We start from the raw sequence: 19,974 nt of genomic DNA, 5'->3' as shown, positions 1-19,974 counted from the left end.
CACCTCGCCGTGTGACGGTGTGGCGCGGACTTCGCACGACATGACATCGCGCATCGATGCGTAGGGGAGGAGCATGGTGGTTCCTGTGATGGTCAAGATGGGAGGACGGGAAGAGCGGGCATGCGCGGCCGTTCGGCTGGCAGTCGATCGGCTCAGGCGGCCCGGGCCGCCATGGCGAAGGAAGATGCATCGTTCATGGCATCGAAACCCCTCTGCAAGTCTTGGACCAGATCGTCCACCGCCTCCAGGCCGGCGGCGATGCGCACCAGCTGACCGCGGCCTTCGGTGAGCTGCATCGCCAGCGTGTCGCCGGACGGCACGGGCACCACCAGGCTCTCGAAGCCGCCCCACGACAGCCCGATGCCGAACACCTCGAGCCCGTCGAAGAAGCGCGCGAGCATGGGCTCGGGCATCGGCCGCAGCACGAACGAGAACACGCCCGATGCGCCGTCGTAGAGCCGCTTCCATGCGGCATGGCCCGGGTGCCTTTCCATCACCGGCGAGCAGACCTGCATCACTTCCGGCCGCGCCGCGAGCCAATGGGCCAGCGTGGTTGCGCTGGCGCCGTGCTGGCGCATCCGCACGCCCAGCGTGCGCAGCCCGCGCAGCCCCTGGTAGAGGTCGTCGGGCGACGCGGTCTGGCCGAAGCGCGTGGCCATCGTCGCCACCTCGCGCCAGGTGGACGGGTTGCACGCGGCCACGCCGAGGATGCAGTCGGAATGGCCGCAGATGTACTTGGTCGCCGACTGCACCGACACGTCCACGCCATGTTCCAGCGGGCGGAACAGCACCGGCGTGGCCCAGGTGTTGTCCATCACCACGCGGATGCCTGCGGCGCGGCAGCGTGCGCTGATCTGGTCGACATCGCAGACCTCGAAGGTCAGCGAACCGGGCGACTCGAGATACACCACCGCCGTATTCGGACGAAAGCGCCGTGCGATGCCGGCCGCATCGATCTCCGCGAAGAACTCGACCGTGCAGCCGAGCTGCGTGAGCGTCTGCTCGGCGAACTCGCGCACCGGCCAGTAGACGCTGTCGGTCATCAGCACGTGCGAGCCCGGCGGCGCGAGTGCCAGCAGCGACACGGTGCAGGCGGCCAGGCCGGACGGAAAGCAGATCGCGCGATGGGCGCCTTCGAGTTCGGCGATGGCCGACTCGAAGGCCTGCGTGGTCGGCGTGCCGAAGCGCCCGTAGTTGGTGGCCGGCTTGTCGTGCGGCGGCAGTGCTGCGCGCTCGCGCCATTCGCCGAGCGAGCCGGCCAGCACGGTCGATGCCCGGACCAGCGGCGGGTTGACGTAGGTGCACGCGGCGGGCGCCGCGTCGCGTGAAGACAGGCGGCCGGTACGCGTCAGTACGGTGTCCATCGACGGGGGATGACTGGCATGCATATTGCGATGAGCCGTGGCGCTCTGTGCTGAATGAAAGAAAACTTTATGTCCAGCCACAGTTAAATTTATTTGAATCTTTAGCTGCCGATCCCCATGACTGGAAAAGAAATTAATCTGGACAAGGTCGACCGCGTGCTGCTCGAAACCCTGCAGCGCGACTGCTCCATCCCGGTCAACGAGCTCGGGCAGCTGGTCAACCTGAGCGGGCCTGCGTGCTGGAAGCGCATCCAGCGGCTGAAGAGTGCCGGCGTCATCACGGCCGAGGTGGCGCTGTGCGATCCGGCCAAGCTCGACCGCGGCACGCTGGCCTTCGTGTTCATCCAGGCACGCGACCACAGCCAGGAATGGCTCAAGAGTTTTGCGGCTGCACTCGGGCAGCTGCCCGAGGTCACGGCCGCCTATCGCCTGAGCGGCGACATCGACTACCTGCTGCACGTGCTGGTGAGCGACATCGCCGACTACGACCGCTTCTACCAGCGGCTCATCCGCCTGGTGCAGCTGTCGAACGTGAGCTCCAGCTTCGCGATGGAGCGGATCAAGTACAGCACGGCGGTGCCGCCGCGCAACTGAGGCCGATGGCCGTCCGCCGGCTGTAGGCCCAGGCCTCAAGAGCGGCCATCAATCTGGAAAAAGCTGGTGCCTGGCACCACGGCGTCGGGCCGCTGGGCAGAGTCTCCCGTTCATCAACTCATTGCCTTGTGCATGCATTCATGAACGGAGAACGAGTGAGCAATCTCAAAGTCATCATGGCCCTCGCCACGGCCACCTTGTCGGCGTCCTGCGGGGGCTGTGCCGATCGCCAGGGCGGCTGCACCGCCAACGGCACCGCGCCCGTCTCGGGTGTCGCACTGGAGAACATCGACACCAGCGTGCGGCCGCAGGACGGGCTCTTCCAGTACGCCAACGGGCGCTGGCTCGCCAGGACGGAAATACCGGCCGAGAACACCTCGTGGGGCGCCTTCAACGAGGTGCTGGACCTGACCCAGCAGCAACTCAAGGAGATCGTCGAGGCGGAGCTGCCGACGAATGCCGATGCCGGACATCGCAGGGTCGTGGACTTCCATCGCAGCTTCATGGACGACGCTGCGGTCGAGCGGCTCGGCCTCTCGCCACTCGCCATCGAGATGGAACAGATCGACGGACTCATGCGGACCGACCAGGTTCATGCATGGATGGTGCGCTTCATGCGCATGGGCTTCGGGGACGGGTTGCCTTTCTATGTCGGCGTCCTGCAGGACGCGAAGAACGCGACGCGATACACCGCCGGACTGAACCAGGGCGGGCTCGGCCTGCCCGACCGGTCGTTCTATCTCGAGCCCGCGCTGGCGCCTCTGCTGGCGCGCTACCAGGCCCATGTGCAAGCCATGCTCGCCCTGGCGGGACAGCACGATGCGCGGCAGCAGGCCGCGGCGGTGGTCGCGCTGGAAACCGCCCTGGCGCGCGAACAGTGGAGCACGCTCGACAACCGCGATCCGGCCAAGACCTACAACCGCCGCGCGCTGTCCGGCCTGCCCGCGCTGCTGCCGGGTTTTCAGTGGGACATGTACCTCGCCGCGAGCGGCATCAGCCGAAGCGCCGACAGCATCGTCGTCTTCCAGCCCAGCTACCTTCAAGGTCTGAATGACGTGTTTGCGCAGACGCCGCTCTCGACATGGAAGGCCTACTTCCGGTGGCACCTGCTCCATGCGGCGGCCCCATTTCTTCCGGACAATTTCGTCCGGGAGAACTTCGCCTTCTACGGCACCGCGCTGGCCGGCACCCAGGCCTTGCAACCGCGGTGGAAGCGCGCACTGGCGGCGCAGGATCCGCTGCTCGGAGAAGCGCTCGGGAGGCTCTATGTCGAGAAGCGCTTTCCGGCCGAGTCGAAAGCCCGCACGCTGGCCCTGGTCGACCGGCTGCGCGAGGCCTTCCGCGCCAGCATCCAACGCCAGGACTGGCTCGGCGCGCAGAGCAAGGCGCGCGCGCTGCTCAAGCTCGACAACATGGCGGTCAAGATCGGCTACCCCGACGTGTGGCGCGACGATGGCGCACTCGAGATCCGGGCCGACGACCTGTGGGGCAACGTCGTGCGGGCGCACCGGTTCGACTACGACAGGCAACTGCGCAAGCTCGGTGGTCCGGTCGACCGCCAGGAGTGGCTGCTGTCGCCGCAGACCGTCAATGCGTACTACAACCCGATGGCCAACGAGATCGTCTTTCCCGCGGCGATCCTGCAGAAGCCCTTCTTCGATCCGGCGGCCGACGACGCGGTCAACTTCGGCGCGATCGGTTCCATCATCGGCCACGAGATGAGCCATGCCTTCGACGACCAGGGCTCGAAGTTCGACGAGAACGGCACGCTGTCGGAATGGTGGTCGCCGGCCGAACGCAGCGCCTACACGGCGCGGACCCGGACGCTGGTCGCGCAGTACGGCCAGTACAGCCCCGTGCCGGGCGCCTTGCTGAACGGGGAGTTCACGCTCGGCGAGAACATCGCGGACAACGCGGGCGTGTCGGTCGCGTTCCAGGCCTACCAGGCGACGCTGCAGCCCGGCGTGCGGCAGCAACTCGACGGGTTCACCGATGCGCAGCGCTTCTACCTGGGCCTGGCGAACGCCTTTCGCCTGAAGGTGCGCGAAGGGGAAGCGCGGCGGCGGCTGAACATCGATCCGCACGCGCCCGCCGAATTCCGCGTCGACGGAAGCGCGCGCAACCAGCCGGGCTTCGACGAGGCGTACGGGCTGGCGCCGACCGACCGGTTGTATGTCCCGCCGGCGCAGAGGTTCTCGCTGTGGTGAACCGGCCGTCCGGGCGCGGAGGGCCGCGACGCGCTTCGTGCGACGCGCTTCAGAGTGCCGAGCTGATCAGCGGTTGGCCCGCGAAGAACGCGGCCAGGTTGTCTTCGACGCGCTGACCCATGTCGGCGCGCGTTTCGTTCGTGTTGCTGGCCACGTGCGGCAGCAGCACCACGTTGTCGAGCGCCAGCAGTGCCTCGGGCACCTGGGGTTCGTGCGTGAACACGTCGAGCCCGGCGCCGGCGATGCGCTTGTTCACCAGGGCATCGACCAGCGCGTCCTGGTCGGTCACGGTGCCGCGCGAGATGTTGATCAGGAAGCCCTTCGGTCCGAGCGCGTCGAGGATTTCGCGCGACACCAGCCCGCGCGTGCCGTCGCCGCCCGCGCTCGCGATCACGAGGTAGTCGCACCATTGCGCGAGCTCCTTGAGCGTGGGCGCGTAGCCGTAGTCCACGTCGGGCACCGCGTTGCGGTTGTGATAGCGCACCTGCATGTCGAAGCCCGAGGCGCGGCGCGCGATCGCGCGGCCGATGCGCCCGAGCCCGAGGATGCCGAGCCGCTTGCCCGACACCTTGGTGGCGAGCGGGAACTGGCCGGTGAGCCAGCCGCCGCGCCGCACGAAGCGGTCGGCCGCACTCACGCCGCGCGACACGTCCATCAGCAGGGCGAAGGCGGTGTCGGCCACGCAGTCGTTCAGAACGTCCGGCGTGTAGCCGACCGCGATGCCGCGCGCACGCGCCGCGTCGAGGTCGAAGGCGTCGAGCCCGACGCCGAAACTGGAGATCACCTTCAGCGCGGGCATCGCGTCGATCAGCGCCTTGTCGGCGCCATAGCGTGCCGAGGTGACGACGCCGACGAACTCGCCGCCATGCGCGGCCAGGAAGGCCTTCGGGTCGCTTTCCTTCCAGAGCGCGTGCACGTCGTACCGGGTCGACAGGCTGGTTTCGAGGGCGGGCAGCAGCGGACCGAGCTGGAGGAGGCGATGCGACATGGCGATGGACAAAGTGGTTGCGAAAGTCGAGGGACGGCTGCGGCAATCAGAGCCACATGCCGTTGCCGGGCATGCGGATCGTCGTGGCGGGGTCGCTGCCGCCGGCCAGTGCGCCGATCGCGAGGCTCAGCAGCGAGATGAAGATGCTCGCGAAGAAGGCCGTCCAGAAGCCCGAGATGCGAAAGCCGCGGACCAGCGCCGACACCAGCATCATCATCAGCGCGTTGATCACCAGCAGGAACAGGCCGAAGGTCAGCAGCGTCAGCGGCAGCGTGAGCAGGATCAGCAGCGGCTTGACGATGGCGTTGGCAAAGCCGAGCAGCAGCGCCGACACGACCAGCGCGCCGGCGCTGTCGAACTTGAGGCCGCGAAACAGATGGCTGGCCACCCAGAGAGAGAGGGCGGTGATGGCCCAGTGCAGGAGGAAAGGCGTGAGGTTGTGGAGCATGTGGGACTCGTCCGCGGGGGTCGCTGGGGATGAATTGCATGATAGCGGCGGCTGTTTGCACGACGGCCCGTGCGGCGTCAATGTCCGACGGAACTTCACTGTGGCCGCATCGGTCTACGATCGCGCACCCCTACCGAAGAGTCCACGTTCCATGAGCCGTTCCAGTCCCAGTGTCCGCTACGCATCGAGTCCGCTGCTGGCCAGCAGGACGCCTGTCTGGCGCAGCAAGTTCATCGTCGCGAGCATGGCGTTCGGCTTCCTGGTGCTCGCCGGCCGTGCCTTCGACGTGCAGGTGCTCGACCATCCCTTCTTCCAGCACCAGGGCGAGGTGCGCTACCTGCGCACGCTGGAGCTGCCGGCCGACCGCGGGCGCATCCTCGACCGCAACGGCCTGATCATCGCGGCCGACGTGGTGGCGCCCAGCATCTGGGCCGTGCCCGAGGACGTCGACCGCGAGGATCCGGCCGTGCAGGCCAAGCTGCGGCAGGCCGCGAAGCTGCTGGGTCTGTCCGCGCAGGACCTCGATGCCAAGCTGAGCGACGAGGACAAGAGCTTCGTCTGGATCCAGCGGCAGGTCGATGCCGCCATCGCCAAGCAGGTGGCCGCGCTCGACATCAAGGGCTTCTACCAGCGGCGTGCCTACAAGCGCGAATACCCCGAAGGCGAGGCCGCGGCGCACGTGGCGGGCTTCACCAACGTCGAGGACGTCGGACAGGAAGGCGTGGAACTCGCCTTCGAGAAGAAGCTGGCCGGCAAGGCCGGCCTGCGCCACGTCATCAAGGACCGGCTCGGCGCCGTCATCGAGGACACGGGCGATCAGGTGCCGCCGGTGGACGGCCAGGACGTCCAGCTGAGCATCGACGAGCGCGTTCAGTCCGTGGCCTACCAGACCGTGCGCGAGGCGGTCGTCGAGAACAAGGCGCATGCGGGCAGCGCGGTGGTGGTCGACGCGCACACCGGCGAACTGCTGGCGATGGCGAACTACCCGAGCTTCGACCCGAACGACCGGCGCAAGCTGACCGGCGAGCAGCTGCGCAATCGCGCGATGACCGACACCTTCGAGCCCGGCTCGACCATGAAGCCGATCACCATCGCCACCGCGCTGCAGCTCGGTCGCGTGAAGCCGACGACCATCATCGACACCAACCCCGGCTCGGTGAACGTGACCGGCTCGACCATCCACGACGACGAGAACTTCGGCGTGCTGACCGTGGCGGGCGTGATCCAGAAGTCGAGCAACGTCGGCGCCACGAAGATCTCGCAGCGCATGTCGGCCGAGGAGATGTGGGACTCCTTCACCGCGGTCGGCTTCGGCCAGAAGCCGCAGACCGAATTTCCGGGCGCCGCGAGCGGCCGGCTGCGGCCGTGGAAGTCGTGGCGGCCGATCGAGCAGGCCACCATGTCCTATGGCTACGGCCTGTCGGCGTCGCTGTTCCAGATCGCGCATGCGTACACCGCCTTCGCCAACGACGGCGAAGTGATCCCGGTGAGCCTGGTGAAGACGGCCGCCGCACCGGCGGGCGTGCGCGTGTTCTCGGCCGACGTGGCGTCGGAAGTGCGCCAGATGATGCATCTCGCCGCGGCGCCGGGCGGCACCGCGCCGCTGGCCCAGACCGAAGGCTATTCGGTCGGCGGCAAGACCGGCACCGCGCACAAGCAGGTCGGCAAGGGCTACGCGAGCAACAAGTACCGCGCCTGGTACACCGGCATGTCGCCGATCGACAAGCCGCGCGTCATCGTGGCCGTGATGATCGACGAGCCCAGCGCCGGCAAGTACTTCGGCGGCCTGGTCGCCGCGCCGGTGTTCAGCCGCATCGTGCAGCAGACGCTGCGCATCCTGAACGTGGTGCCGGACCTGGCGGTGAAGCCGGGAACGCGTTGAGGGGCGATATACCGCGGTCGTGTGATGTGCCTCGCGGAAACCTTTGAGCAGAATGGTCCGCACGAGAGGAGTGCGGAATGAGACATTCAAACCACGAGACAAGAGACGACAGCGGCGACCGAGAGGCGCTTGCAGGCGCGCGCCAGGGCCGGGGCGCGCGCTGATCCATGCTGAAGAACATCCTGATCGGCGTGCTGCTGGTGGCGACGGTGCTCCTGGCCATCGCCGTGATCCGGCTGGAGGGCTACCACTATGCGTCGGAGGCCGGCATGTGCCCGCAGGCCTACGCACGTGATTCGATCGCCAGGCTGGCGCGCCACAAATGCCTGCACAACGCGGGGTCGCGCAACCCGCTCGAGCATCTGTTCTATGGCGTGATGGCCGACTGAGCCACCAGCCATTCCCTGAACACCGCCAGCGCGGGCCGCTCGTCCGGCAGCGCCGGTTCGACGAGCAGGTAGCTGCGCTCGCCGCGCAATGGCCGGTCGCAGGCGATCACGAGTTCGCCGCGCGCGAGCTCGGCCTCGATCAGCATGCGCGGGATCAGCGCGCAGCCCAGGCCGTGGCCGGCCGCGGTGGCCGTCATCGAGAACAGCTCGTAGCGCGGTCCGCTGTGCGCATGCGGCGCGTCCACGCCCTGCGCCTCGAACCATTGGCGCCAGCCGTCCGGCCGTGTGCTCTGCTGCAGCAGCGGCAGTTGCGCCACCGCCGCGGGGTCGATCTGCGCGCGCGGTGCGATCAGCGCCGGGCTGCAGACCGGCACCACGTCCTCGGGAAACAGCACGGTCGAACGCGTGCCGGCCCAGTTCGCCGCCTGGGCCGGCGTGCCCGCATAGAGCGCGGCGTCGAAGGGCGTGTCCGTGAAGAGAAAAGGCCGGGTGCGCGTCTCGATGTGCACCGTGATGTCCGGATGCCGCGCCGCGAAGTCCGGCAGCCGAGGGATCAGCCAGCGCGTCGCGAAGGTCGGCACCGCCGCCAGCTGCAGCGCGCCGCCCTGGCCCTGGCGCGCCATCGCGTCGAGCGTGTCGCGCTCCATGGTGTCGAGCTGGCGCGCGATCTGCCGCGCGTAGTCGGCGCCGGCCGGCGTCAGCGCGACGCCATGGCGCGTGCGCCGGAACAGCGCCATGCCGAGGAAGGCCTCGAGCGCCGTGATCTGGCGCGACACCGCACTCTGCGTGAGCGACAGCTCCTGCGCGGCGCGCGTGTAGCTCTCGTGCCGCGCGGCCGCCTCGAAGCAGACCAGCGCCTGGGTCGACGGAATTTTTCTTCGCATGGTATGCGTGGGTTACATAGTTGGTTTCAACCCGTCTCGCCCTGAGCTGGCTGGCGGGACGCGCCGCCATTGTGCTGTGACGTGCGCTGAACGCATATCTGGGTGTCGAATCGTCGTTTGCACGGGCTGCGCGCGCGGCTTACCATCTCCTGCTCTTTCAGACACACCACCGATCCGGAGATCTCGCCATGGCCGCCAAAGCCCAATTCCACTGGGATGACCCCTTTCTTCTCGACCAGCAACTGACCGACGAAGAACGCATGATCCGCGACGCGGCCAATGCCTACTGCCAGGAACGTCTGGCGCCGCGCGTGACCGAGGGCTTCCGCAGCGGCGTGACCGATCCGGCGATCTTCCGCGAGATGGGCGCGCTGGGCCTGCTGGGCCCGACGATCCCCGAGCAGTACGGCGGCCCGGGCCTCAACTACGTGGCCTACGGTCTGATCGCCCGCGAGGTGGAACGCGTCGACTCGGGCTACCGCTCGATGGCCAGCGTGCAGAGCTCGCTCGTGATGGTGCCGATCTTCGAATTCGGCTCCGAAGGCCAGAAGCAGAAGTACCTGCCCAAGCTCGCCAGCGGCGAATGGATCGGCTGCTTCGGCCTGACCGAACCCGACCACGGTTCGGACCCCGGCAGCATGGCGACGCGCGCGAAGAAGGTGCCCGGCGGCTACGAATTGCGCGGCAACAAGATGTGGATCAGCAACTCGCCGATCGCCGACGTGTTCGTGGTCTGGGCCAAGGAAGTCAGCGAGTCCGGCGCGGTCGGCCCGATCCGCGGCTTCGTGCTCGAGAAGGGCATGAAGGGCCTGTCGGCACCGGCGATCCACGGCAAGGTCGGCCTGCGCGCCAGCATCACCGGCGAGATCGTGATGGACGGCGTGTTCTGCCCCGAAGAAAACGCCTTCCCCGAAGTGCAGGGCCTGAAGGGTCCGTTCACCTGCCTCAACAGCGCGCGCTACGGCATCTCGTGGGGCGCCATCGGTGCCGCGGAAGATTGCTGGCACCGTGCCCGCCAGTACGTGCTGGACCGCAAGCAGTTCGGCCGCCCGTTGGCCGCCAATCAACTGATCCAGAAGAAGCTGGCCGACATGCAGACCGAGATCACGCTGGGCCTGCAAGGCAGCCTGCGCCTGGGCCGCATGAAGGACGAAGGCATCGCCGCAGTCGAGATCACCTCGATCATGAAGCGCAACAACTGCGGCAAGTCGCTCGACATCGCCCGCATGGCGCGCGACATGATGGGTGGCAACGGCATCAGCGACGAGTTCGGCGTGGCGCGCCACCTGGTGAACCTGGAAGTCGTGAACACCTACGAAGGCACGCACGACATCCATGCGCTGATCCTGGGCCGCGCGATTACGGGCATCGCAGCCTTCGCGAATTGACCCACCCCCGTCCCTCGCTCACTTCGTGTAGCTCGACTCCCCCCTCAAGGGGGCGACACCGGCGGACCGGCGGAGCCGGTTCCGCGGTGTCTCACGAGGGGAAAGTGCACATTGGACACACCGATGACGACAAATGAAACGGCCGGCGCGCTTGCCGGCCTCAAGGTGCTCGACCTGTCCCGTGTGCTCGCGGGACCGTGGTGCACGCAGATCCTCGCCGACCTGGGCGCCGACGTCGTGAAGATCGAGCGCCCCGGCCTGGGCGACGACACGCGCGGCTGGGGCCCGCCCTTCCTCAAGGACGCGGACGGCAACGACACCAGCCAGTCGACCTATTTCACCGCCTGCAACCGCAACAAGCGCTCGGTCACGATCGACATGGCCACGCCCGAAGGCCAGGCGCTGCTGCAGCGCATGGCCGCGCAGAGCGACGTGGTGGTGGAGAACTTCAAGACCGGCGGACTCGCGCAGTACGGGCTCGACTACGCGAGCCTCAAGGCGGCGAACCCGCGGCTCATCTACTGCAGCGTGACCGGCTTCGGCCATGACGGACCGCATGCGCAGCGCGCCGGCTACGACCTGATGATCCAGGCCACCAGCGGGATGATGAGCATCACCGGCCGTCCCGACGAAGATGCCGGCGGCGGCCCGCTGCGCGTCGGCGTGGCGCTGACCGACCTGTTCACCGGCGTCTACGCGAGCACCGCGATCCTCGCTGCCATCGAGGTGCGGCACCGCACCGGCGTTGGCCAGCACATCGACATGGCGCTGCTCGACGTCGGCATGGCGATCCTCGCGAACCAGGCGAGCGCCTTCCTCAATACCGGCAGCGTGCCGCAGCGCCAGGGCAACAGCCATCCGAGCCTCGCGCCGTACCAGGACTTCCAGACGGCCGACGGCGCGATGCTGCTGGCCATCGGCAACAACGGCCAGTTCGCGCGTTTCTGCGAGGCGGCCGGCCATGCCGAATGGGCGGCCGACGAGCGCTTCGCGACCAACTCGCTGCGCGTCAAGCACCGCGGCGTGCTGATCCCGCAGATGCAGGAGGTGACCCGCACGCGCAGCACCGCCGACTGGATCGCGCTGCTCGAGGACAAGGCGGTGCCCTGCGGTCCAATCAACAACATCGCCCAGGCCTTCGACGACGAACAGGTCAAGGCGCGCGGGCTGGCGGTGACGCTGCCGCGCGATGCGGGCGACGGCATCGCCGCGATCACCGGCGTGGCGAGCCCGCTGCGTCTGTCGGCCACGCCGCCGGTGCTGCGCCGTGCGCCGCCGGCGCTCGGTCAACACACCGACGAGGTGCTGGCCGAGTGGGGCGTGGACGCCACGCAGATCGCGGCATTGCGCGCGGCAGGGGTGCTCTGACGGCCTCTGTGCCCTCCGCGCATCCGGCGCACGGCCCGTCGGGCGCCGGAGCGCCGGCCGATCGTGCGCGCCGCGCATCGGCTGCGCCCGCGCCCGACGCGCTGACGCCGGCCGACCGCTACGCCGAGCTCTTCGTCGCGGTGCAGTCGGCGCGCGTCTTTCCCGACAGCAAGACCTTCGTCGATTGCGCGCCGCGCGGCGCGCCGGCCGACATCCTGGCGGCCTACCGCGCCGGGCACGCCGCGCCGGGCTTCGATCTCGCCGCCTTCGTGCATGCGCATTTCGACGTGCTGCAGCCGCGGGCGAGCGACTACGTGTCGACGCCCGGCCAGCCGCTGCGCACGCACATCGACGAGCTCTGGCCGGTGCTGACGCGCCAGCCGCTCGGCCATCCGCCGCGCGGCTCGCTGCTGCAGCTGCCGCATCCCTACGTGGTGCCCGGCGGGCGTTTTCGCGAGCTCTACTACTGGGACTCCTACTTCACGATGCTGGGCCTGGCGGCCAGCGGCGAGCACGTCCTGCTGCGCGACATGCTGGGCAACTTCGCGCATCTGATCGACAGCTACGGCCATGTGCCCAACGGCACGCGCACCTACTACCTCGGCCGCTCGCAGCCACCGCTGTTCGCCTTCATGGTCGGGCTCGCGCAGACGCTCGGCCATGCGCGCGCGGCCGGCTTCCTGCCGCAGCTGCAGAAGGAGCATGCCTGGTGGATGCGCGGCGCCGACGCGCTGTCCGCCGGCCAGGCCGACCGGCGCGTGGTGCGGCTCGCGGACGGTCGCCTGCTCAACCGCTACTGGGACGAGCGCGCCGCGCCGCGCGAGGAAGCCTGGCGCGAGGACGTCGAGACGGCGCGCGCCTCGGGCCGCGACGCGGCCGAGGTCTACCGGCATCTGCGCGCCGCAGCCGAGTCGGGCTGGGACTTCAGCACGCGCTGGCTGGCCGAGCCGGTGGCGTGCGCGGCGCCCGGGTCGGCTGCCGAATCCGGCGCATCGGATTCGCTGGCCACCATCTGCACCACCGACATCGTGCCGGTCGACCTCAACGCCTTTCTCTACAAGCTGGAGACGACGATCGCCGCGCTTTGCGCCGAGACCGGCGACGGCGACGGTGCCAGCCGCTTCGAGGCCCTGGCGCTGGCGCGCCGGACCGCGCTGAACGAACGGCTCTGGGATGCCGCGCAAGGCGCGTACTTCGACTTCGACTGGCAGCGCGACGTGCGACGCAGCGGCTTGACCGCGGCCTGTGTCGCGCCGCTGTTCGCCGGCCTGGCCGAACCCGCGCAGGCCGAGGCGCTGGCCGCGACCGTGTCGCAACGGCTGCTGGCGCCAGGCGGGCTGTCGACCACCGAATGCACCAGCGACCAGCAATGGGACGTGCCCAACGGATGGGCCGCGCTGCAGTGGATGGCGATCCGCGGCTTCGATGACTACGGCCAGGTCGCGCTGGCGCAGACGATCTCGCGGCGCTGGCTCGCCACCGTGGCGGCGGTCTATGAACGCGAGGGCAAGCTGGTCGAGAAGTACGCGCTGCGGCGTGCCGACGACGCGCACTCGGCTGGCGGCAGCGGCGGCGAATACCCGCTGCAGGACGGCTTCGGCTGGACCAACGGCGTCACGCGTGCGCTGCTCGATGCCGAGCCCGGCCACAGCGCGCACGGCTGCGTGGCGCATGCGGCCGTGCCGCAGCACCGCTGAGCCCGCGCAGCGCGTTCGGCGCCGTCGGCGGGCCCGGCAGCTTCAGCGCGGCTTCTCGAAGCCGCCGTCGATCCAGGCCGTGGCGCTGGCCTGGCTCAGCTTGAAGGTCGGCGCCACGCGCACTGTGCCCAGCAGCTCGCCCAGCGCGTCGTGCGCACTCAGGGTTGCATAGGGCTGGTCCTCGTCGGGCACGATGGACAGCGACACGCGCACGCGGCCTGCGTCGGTGTCGACGTTCAGGTTCTTGTTGAGCTGCGCATGGAGCTGCTGCTCGTGGCGGCGCAGCACCTCGTTGGCGGTCTTCACCAGCGTGTGGAAGGCCGGCGTGTCGAGCGGCTTCGGGTTCTTCTTGTCGCGGCCCATGGTCCAGGGCCCGACCAGTGCGGGCTCGGCTTCGCCGTGGCGCGTCATCGACACGGCCCAGCCGTCGTCTTCCTCGTTCTTGATCACGCGGGCAGTCCAGGTGTCGTCGCGCCAGAGGCGGGCTTCCTGGACCGGGGTGGACTCGCTGTCCTGGCTCTCGTCGGTCATCTCGGTTCTTGCGGCAAACCGGCAAGCTTAGGGCATGCGCGGCAGCTTCGGCGCATCAGAACGCGCGGCCGAGGATCGCCAGCGCGAACACCAGGACGCCGAGCACCAGGTTCACGCCGACCAGCCGGCGGATCGTGTTCAGCTGCGCCGCGGCAAGCGGCCAGGCCGCCTGGGCCACGGCGCGCTGCAGCCGGCGAAACGGCGCGAAGCGGATGTGCAGGAACAGCGCCATCATCAGCAGCCCGATCGTGAACATGCCGTGCACGCGCCAGTGCACGTGCGCGAAGCCGCCGCTCAGGCCGATCAGCGCGAGACCGCTGAGCAACGCCACCGCAACCGCGATCGACACGCCCGTGAAGAAGCGCGACAGCGCCGCCGCCATGAAGGGCAGGCGCTGCGGCGGCGGCAACGTGGCGACGGCCGCCGGCCGCACCGCGAGGTGCATCACCGCCATGCCGCCGACCCAGAAGGCGACGGCCAGCACGTGCAGGAAGAGAAGGAAAACGAGGAGCGTGGGGTTTGTGGTCATGCCCGAGCGTAGACCACCGCGCCGGGCGGGCGCCGCACGCGCTGCGCGCCGGTGCCCTCAGTGCCACGGCGGGCGCTCGGCGCGGGTCGTCGCAACCACTCCTGCACTTCGCTGCGGCCGAGTCCCAGGTCCTTGAGTTCGTGGTCGCTCATGCCGCGGATCTCGAAGCGCTGGTGTGCGTGATGGCGCGCCGCCACCAGGCGTGCGGCCATGCGACGCAGCGCACCGCGCAACGTGCCGGCGGTGGAGAACGAGAAGCGGGAGAAGAAGGACATGGTGGACTCCGGTCGAGGGAGCGCCATCTTCGGACGATGCAATCCATCGTGGAAGTTGAGATTTCTGAGGCTTCCCATCAGCATTCCTGATGTCGGGATTTCAGTGACACTTCCGCCCATGCGCCATCTCAACCTCGACCAGCTGCGCACGCTGGTGTCCATCGCCGACCTCGGCACCTTCTCGGCCGCTGCGCAGGCGCTGCACCTGGCGCAGCCCACGGTGAGCCTGCACGTGAGCGAACTCGAGTCGCGGCTCGGCACCACGCTGGTGGTGCGCGGCAGCCGCAGCGTGACACCGACCGCGGCCGGTGCGGCGCTGGTCGAGCGCGCACGCCGGCTGCTGCGCGATGCCGACGAGGCGATCGACGCCGTCCGGCGCCAGAGCGAAGGCCGGCTGGGCCGCGTGCGCGTCGGCACGTCCACCGGCGTCGTGATCGACCTGCTGCCGCAGGTGCTCGAGGCGCTGCAGGCCTCGCATCCGGGCATCGACGTCGAGGTCTGCATCCTCGGCTCGGCCGAGGCGATGTCGCGGCTGGCGCTCGGCACGCTCGACATCGGCCTGGTCGCGATGCCGCAGCCGCCGATGCGCGATCTGGTCGTCACCGCCTGGCGCACCCAACCGATGATGGTCTTCGTGCCCGCGCGCTGGGACACGCCGAAACGCGCCACGCCCCGGTGGCTGGCCGAGCAGCCGCTGATCTTCAACGACGCGACCACCCACATGTACCGGCTCACGATGGAATGGTTCGCACGCGCGGGTTTTGCGCCGCGCGCACGCATCGAGCTCAACTACGACGCCGCCATCCGCAGCCTGGTCGCGGCGGGCTATGGCGCCGCGCTGCTGCCGATGCAGGCGGCGGCCGACCCCGCGCCGGACGCGCGCGTCCGGCTGCTGCCGCCGAGCCCGCGGCTCGTCCGCCGGCTCGGCATCGCGCACCGTGCGCGCGGCACGCTCGACGGCGCGACGGCCAGCGTGATCGACACCCTGATGCAGTTCCGCCAGGCCTGACGACGCGCCGGCGGCGGCCGATCCGCCTGCCCGCCGTCCTCGGGTTTCCCCCCGGTCCGGCGTCGTTGTTGCCTCCAATCAAAGCTGCTAGCATCAACTTACTTACCGGCCGACATGTAAAAAACGAAGCCCCGACACAGGGGCGAGGGGCCGGAAACCAGACGATCTTTGAAAGACGTGAGAGGACGACATGCAGGGCCTGATGCAGACGAAAGCGCTGCTGATCTCCACGTTGCTGGAGCACGCAGCAACGCACCACGCCGATGTGGAAATCGTGTCGCACGTGGACATGTCCACCTGCGTGCGAACCACCTGGGGCACGGTGTCCGGCCGCGCGCAGCGGCTCGCGAATGCGCTGCAGGGGCTGGGCGTGGCACCGGGTGCGCGCGTGGCCACGCTGGCCTGGAACACCCATCGCCACCTCGAGCTGTACTACGCCGTGTCCGGCATGGGCGCGGTGCTGCACACCGTCAATCCGCGGCTGTTCCCCGAGCAGATCGCCTACATCCTCAACCATGCGGCCGATGAAGTCGTGTGCTTCGACCTCGGCTTTGCGCCGCTGGTCGCGCAGGTCGCGTCGCAGCTGACCTCGGCCAAGGCGTTCATCGCGCTGTGCCCGCGCGACCGCATGCCGGCGCTCGATCTGCCGGCGCCGCTGTTCTGCTACGAGGACCTGGTCGATGGCGGCGCTCCGGCCTTCGCGTGGCCCGCGCTCGACGAGAACACCGCTTCATCGCTCTGCTACACCTCCGGCACCACCGGCAATCCGAAGGGCGTGCTCTACAGCCATCGCTCGACCGTGCTGCATTGCTGGACCGCCTGCGCCACCGACGGCCTCGGCCTGAGCGCGCAGGACAGCGTGCTGCTCGCGGTGCCGATGTTCCACGTCAACGCCTGGGGCATCCCGTACGCGGCGGCGATGTGTGGCGCCAAGCTCGTGCTGCCCGGGCCCGACCTGGGCGGCGAGCGGCTGTTCCAGCTGATGCGCGACGAGCGCTGCACCTTCTCGCTGGGCGTGCCGACCGTCTGGCTCGGCTTCTTCCAGTACGCCGAGAAGCTCGACCCCGCAGCGCGCGCCGCGCTGCGCCTGAAGCGCGTGGTGGTCGGCGGCTCGGCCGCGCCGCGCGCCATCATCGAGAAGTTCGAGCACCTGTTCGGCGCCTACGTGATCCAGGCCTGGGGCATGACCGAGACCAGCCCGCTCGCCACCATCGGCAACCTGCTGCCACGCCATGAAGGCGTCGCGCTGGAAGAGCGCTTCGCCGTGCAGGCGCGCCAGGGCCGCGCCATCTTCGGCGTCGAGATCGCCGTGTTCGACGCCGAAGGCCGCCGCCTGCCAGCGGGCGACCACACGCCGGGCGAACTCAAGGTCCGCGGGCCGTGGGTGGTGTCGGCGTACTACGGCCAGCAGCCCGGCGCCGAGCTCGACGCCGACGGCTGGTTCGCCACCGGCGACGTCGCGCTGATCGATGCCGACGGCTACGTGCAGATCACCGACCGCTCGAAGGACGTGATCAAGTCCGGCGGCGAATGGATCTCGTCGATCGACATCGAGAACCTCGCGGTCGGCCATCCGAAGGTCAAGGAAGCCGCCGTCATCGGCGCGTACCACAGCAAGTGGCAGGAGCGCCCGCTGCTGATCGTCGTGCCCAACGAAGGCGTGCAGGTCACCGGCGAAGAGATCCTCGCCTTCATGCAGGACCGCATCGCGCGCTGGTGGATGCCCGACGAGGTGGTCTTCGTCGACGAACTGCCGCACACCGCGACCGGCAAGCTGCTGAAGACCCGGCTGCGCGAGCAGTTCCGCACGCACCGGCTGCCGACCGACACCGCCGCGGGCTGACGCCCCGGCCTCACCGCGCCGGCGCTGCGGCGGAGTTCCGTGACAGCGACACCCACAACAGGAGACACGCATGCAAAGCCCATTCAGGATCAGCCCGGTCGCCGTCTGCGCGGCCCTTCTTCTCGCCTGCGGCGCGGCGAGCGCCCAGGTGAGCGACGACGTCGTGCGCATCGGCGTCATGGCCGACCAGACCGGCCCTTACTCCGGCAACGGCGGCCCCGGCTCGTCGCTCGCCGTGAAGATGGCCGTCGAGGACTTCGGCGGCAAGGTGCTCGGCAAGCCGGTCGAGGTGATGGTCGCCGATGACCAGAACAAGCCGGACGTCGGCCTCAACATCGCGCGCAAGTGGCTCGACACCGAGAAGGTCGACACCATCGTCGGCGGCTCCGCATCGTCGATCGCGCTGGGCGTATCGACCCTGATGAAGGAGCGCAAGAAGCCCTACCTGATCGCCGGCACCGTGAGCGCCGAGCTGACCAACAAGTCCTGCTCGCCGATGAACTTCCAGTTCCTCACCGACACCTATGCGCTGCCGCGCGCCGGCGTGCAGAGCCTGATGAAGCAGGGCGTGAAGAGCTTCTACTTCATCACCGTCGACTACGCCTTCGGCCAGGCCTACCAGGACGACGCGACCAAGTTCATCAATGCCGCGGGCGGCAAGGTGGTCGGCTCCGTCAAGCATCCGCTGGGCGCGACGGACTTCTCGTCGTACCTGCTGCAGGCGCAGTCCAGCGGGGCACAGGCCATCGTGATCCTGAACGCCGGCCTCGACCTGTCGAACGCGCTGAAGCAGGCGGCCGAATACAAGATCACGCGCGGCGGCCAGGTGGTGTCGGTGTTCGGCATGACCATCAACAGCGTCGCTGCGATGGGCCTCGACGTGGCGCAGGGCCTGCAGTTGACGGTGCCTTTCTACTGGGACCGCGACGAGCCGTCGCGCGAATGGTCGAAGCGCTTCATGGCCCGCAACAAGGGCGTCGTGCCGACCTACATCCATGCCGGCGCCTACAGCGCGGCCATGCACTACCTGAACGCCGTGAAGGCGGCCGGCACCGACGACGGCGCGACCGTCGCCGCCAAGATGAAGGAGATGCCGATCAACGACTTCTTCTCGAAGGACGTGAAGGTGCGCGAGGACGGCCAGGCGCTGCGCACGGTCTATGCGGTGCAGGTCAAGAAGCCGTCGGAGTCGAAGGCACCGAACGACTACTACACCGTGCGCGCCGAGATCCCGCCCGAGCAGACCTGGCGTCCGCTGAGCGAGAGCGCCTGCGACTACATCAAGGCCAAGTGAGCGTGTCTGCGTCCGTGCCCGTCGCCGAAGGTTGCCTCGCGCCGCGGCGCGTGCTGTTCGAGCCCGTGCGCCTGCGCGGCATGACGGCGCGCAACCGCGTGGCGATCTCGCCGATGCAGCAGTACGCGGCGATCGAAGGCGGCCTGGCGAACGACTGGCACCTGGTGCATCTCGGGCGCTTCGCGCTCGGCGGTGCGGGCATCGTGTTCGTCGAGTCGACCGCGGTCGAGCCGCGCGGGCGCAACACGCACGGCGACATCGGCCTGTGGGACGACGCGCAGGTGGCACCGCTGCGGCGTGTCGCCGACCTGCTGCGCGGCCAGGGCGCGGTGCCGGCGATCCAGCTCGGCCACACGGGCCGCAAGGGCGCGCTGCAGACCTGGTGGCAAGGCCACGGCCCGCTGAACGACGCCGATGCGGCGCGCGGCGAAGGCCCCTGGCCGGTGGTCGGGCCGAGCGCGCTGCCGGTCGACGCGGGCTGGCCCACGCCGTCGGCGCTGAGCGAAGACGAGATCCATGCGCTGGTCGCGGCCTGGGCCGCTGCCGCACGGCGCGCCGCCGATGCCGGCTTCGAGATGCTGGAGATCCATGGCGCGCACGGCTACCTGATCCATCAGTTCCTCTCGCCCGAATCCAACCGGCGCACCGACGGCTATGGCGGCAGCGCCGCCAACCGCCAGCGCTTCGCGCTCGAGGTCGCGCGCGCCGTGCGTGCCGCCTGGCCGGCCGAACGGCCGCTCGCCTGGCGCATCTCGCTGGCCGACCTGGACGACGGCACGCTGCCGATGGACGCGATGGTCGGCTTCGTCGGCGCGTTGCGCGATGCGGGCGTCGACGTGCTCGATTGTTCGTCGGCGGCCGGCATCTCCAGCTATCCGGCGAACGGCGCGCGCGTGCCGCGCGGGCTCGACTTCCGCGCCGACGATGCGGCCGAGATCCGCCGCCGCACCGGCATCGCGATCATGGCGGTCGGCTTCATCCTCGATGCGCATGCGGCGCAGGACCTGGTGGCGCGCGGCGCCGCCGACCTTGTCGCGCTGGGCCGCGAGGCCCTCTTCAATCCCAACTGGGCAGTGCACGCCGAGCAGCAGCTGCAGCACGACCCGTCGCATGCGCTGTGGCCGCGGGCCTACCGCTCCTGGCTGGCCAAGCGCGCGCCATTGGCCGACCCGGTGCGCGCCGCGGCTGCGGCCCGCGCATCGGCGGCGAAGGAAACCTGACATGCCAAGACCCCCACGCTCATCGCTTCGCGTATCGCTGCCCCCCGAGGGGGCGCGTCAGTGC

The 19,974-nt window shown here is 69.2% G+C and carries 18 protein-coding genes; 11 read left to right on the top strand and 7 right to left on the bottom strand.

From position 1 onward, the window contains the following. Window positions 1–152: 152 nt before the first annotated feature. The gene (gene metC / locus AC07PZ_RS05725; protein ID WP_495294078.1) at window positions 153–1,364 is read right to left on the bottom strand and encodes a cystathionine beta-lyase; all 1,212 of its coding nucleotides are present in this window, start codon (window positions 1,362–1,364) and stop codon (window positions 153–155) included. 138 nt (window positions 1,365–1,502) lie between these two features. Here metC and AC07PZ_RS05720 point away from each other — a divergent pair, with 138 nt between their 5' ends. Together AC07PZ_RS05720 and AC07PZ_RS05715 are read left to right on the top strand one after the other, a co-directional pair. Beyond that, on the top strand, window positions 1,503–1,958 hold the full coding sequence (locus tag AC07PZ_RS05720; protein WP_495294548.1) for an Lrp/AsnC family transcriptional regulator: 456 nt from the start codon (window positions 1,503–1,505) through the stop codon (window positions 1,956–1,958). Between the two features lie 155 nt (window positions 1,959–2,113). Then, window positions 2,114–4,165 (top strand): M13 family metallopeptidase, encoded by a 2,052-nt coding sequence (locus tag AC07PZ_RS05715; protein ID WP_495294077.1) that lies wholly within the window; start codon window positions 2,114–2,116, stop codon window positions 4,163–4,165. A gap of 49 nt (window positions 4,166–4,214) precedes the next feature. Here AC07PZ_RS05715 and AC07PZ_RS05710 read toward each other — a convergent pair whose 3' ends face one another. Both AC07PZ_RS05710 and AC07PZ_RS05705 read right to left on the bottom strand, forming a co-directional pair. Next, window positions 4,215–5,153 (bottom strand): 2-hydroxyacid dehydrogenase, encoded by a 939-nt coding sequence (locus AC07PZ_RS05710; protein WP_495294076.1) that lies wholly within the window; start codon window positions 5,151–5,153, stop codon window positions 4,215–4,217. A gap of 46 nt (window positions 5,154–5,199) precedes the next feature. Continuing rightward, the gene (locus tag AC07PZ_RS05705; RefSeq protein WP_495294075.1) at window positions 5,200–5,601 is read right to left on the bottom strand and encodes a phage holin family protein; all 402 of its coding nucleotides are present in this window, start codon (window positions 5,599–5,601) and stop codon (window positions 5,200–5,202) included. Between the two features lie 151 nt (window positions 5,602–5,752). Between AC07PZ_RS05705 and AC07PZ_RS05700 the strand changes: the two genes are divergently transcribed. Further along, complete coding sequence (locus tag AC07PZ_RS05700; protein ID WP_495294074.1) at window positions 5,753–7,483, top strand: peptidoglycan D,D-transpeptidase FtsI family protein; 1,731 nt, start codon at window positions 5,753–5,755, stop codon at window positions 7,481–7,483. Between the two features lie 167 nt (window positions 7,484–7,650). Then, window positions 7,651–7,872: a hypothetical protein gene (locus AC07PZ_RS05695; protein WP_495294073.1), complete on the top strand. Its 222-nt coding sequence runs from the start codon at window positions 7,651–7,653 to the stop codon at window positions 7,870–7,872. Here the strand turns inward: AC07PZ_RS05695 and AC07PZ_RS05690 are convergent. After that, the gene (locus AC07PZ_RS05690; RefSeq protein ID WP_495294072.1) at window positions 7,851–8,756 is read right to left on the bottom strand and encodes a LysR family transcriptional regulator; all 906 of its coding nucleotides are present in this window, start codon (window positions 8,754–8,756) and stop codon (window positions 7,851–7,853) included. The two genes, AC07PZ_RS05695 and AC07PZ_RS05690, sit on opposite strands and share 22 nt — an antisense overlap. A gap of 188 nt (window positions 8,757–8,944) precedes the next feature. Here AC07PZ_RS05690 and AC07PZ_RS05685 point away from each other — a divergent pair, with 188 nt between their 5' ends. The 3 genes from AC07PZ_RS05685 (at window position 8,945) to treF (ending at window position 13,209) form a co-directional block, all read left to right on the top strand. Further along, a complete protein-coding gene (locus AC07PZ_RS05685; protein ID WP_495294071.1) occupies window positions 8,945–10,144 on the top strand; it encodes an acyl-CoA dehydrogenase in 1,200 nt (399 codons plus the stop codon). A 123-nt stretch (window positions 10,145–10,267) separates the two neighbouring features. Continuing rightward, entirely contained in the window at window positions 10,268–11,512 is a 1,245-nt protein-coding gene (locus AC07PZ_RS05680) for a CaiB/BaiF CoA transferase family protein (protein WP_495294070.1), read from the top strand. An 8-nt stretch (window positions 11,513–11,520) separates the two neighbouring features. Then, a complete protein-coding gene (gene treF / locus AC07PZ_RS05675; protein WP_495294069.1) occupies window positions 11,521–13,209 on the top strand; it encodes an alpha,alpha-trehalase TreF in 1,689 nt (562 codons plus the stop codon). Between the two features lie 42 nt (window positions 13,210–13,251). Here the strand turns inward: treF and AC07PZ_RS05670 are convergent, their stop codons facing one another. The 3 genes from AC07PZ_RS05670 to AC07PZ_RS05660 are packed head-to-tail and all read right to left on the bottom strand — an operon-like array spanning window position 13,252 to window position 14,544. After that, window positions 13,252–13,740 (bottom strand): hypothetical protein, encoded by a 489-nt coding sequence (locus tag AC07PZ_RS05670; RefSeq protein ID WP_495294068.1) that lies wholly within the window; start codon window positions 13,738–13,740, stop codon window positions 13,252–13,254. 55 nt (window positions 13,741–13,795) lie between these two features. Continuing rightward, a complete protein-coding gene (locus AC07PZ_RS05665) occupies window positions 13,796–14,269 on the bottom strand; it encodes a CopD family protein (protein WP_495294067.1) in 474 nt (157 codons plus the stop codon). Further along, window positions 14,266–14,544, bottom strand: coding sequence for a DUF1127 domain-containing protein (locus AC07PZ_RS05660; RefSeq protein WP_495294066.1), 279 nt, complete (start codon window positions 14,542–14,544; stop codon window positions 14,266–14,268). The genes AC07PZ_RS05665 and AC07PZ_RS05660 overlap by 4 nt, the downstream gene beginning before the upstream one ends. Window positions 14,545–14,662: 118 nt before the next feature. On the opposite strand from AC07PZ_RS05660, the gene AC07PZ_RS05655 reads away from it, so the two are divergent. The 4 genes from AC07PZ_RS05655 to AC07PZ_RS05640 all read left to right on the top strand — a co-directional run bounded on the left by AC07PZ_RS05655 (window position 14,663) and on the right by AC07PZ_RS05640 (window position 19,910). Then, window positions 14,663–15,553 carry a LysR family transcriptional regulator gene (locus AC07PZ_RS05655; protein ID WP_495294065.1) on the top strand — a complete coding sequence of 297 codons (891 nt, stop codon included), beginning with the start codon at window positions 14,663–14,665 and terminating at the stop codon, window positions 15,551–15,553. A gap of 190 nt (window positions 15,554–15,743) precedes the next feature. Continuing rightward, entirely contained in the window at window positions 15,744–17,396 is a 1,653-nt protein-coding gene (locus tag AC07PZ_RS05650) for a long-chain-fatty-acid--CoA ligase (RefSeq protein ID WP_495294064.1), read from the top strand. Between the two features lie 70 nt (window positions 17,397–17,466). Next, a complete protein-coding gene (locus AC07PZ_RS05645; RefSeq protein ID WP_495294063.1) occupies window positions 17,467–18,690 on the top strand; it encodes an ABC transporter substrate-binding protein in 1,224 nt (407 codons plus the stop codon). 2 nt (window positions 18,691–18,692) lie between these two features. Then, window positions 18,693–19,910, top strand: a complete 1,218-nt coding sequence (locus tag AC07PZ_RS05640) for an oxidoreductase (RefSeq protein WP_495294062.1) — start codon at window positions 18,693–18,695, stop codon at window positions 19,908–19,910. Window positions 19,911–19,974 lie beyond the last annotated feature (64 nt).

This window comes from Variovorax sp. GW821-FHT10B04, from assembly GCF_059415645.1.
This window is presented reverse-complemented; position numbering and strand designations above follow the sequence as displayed.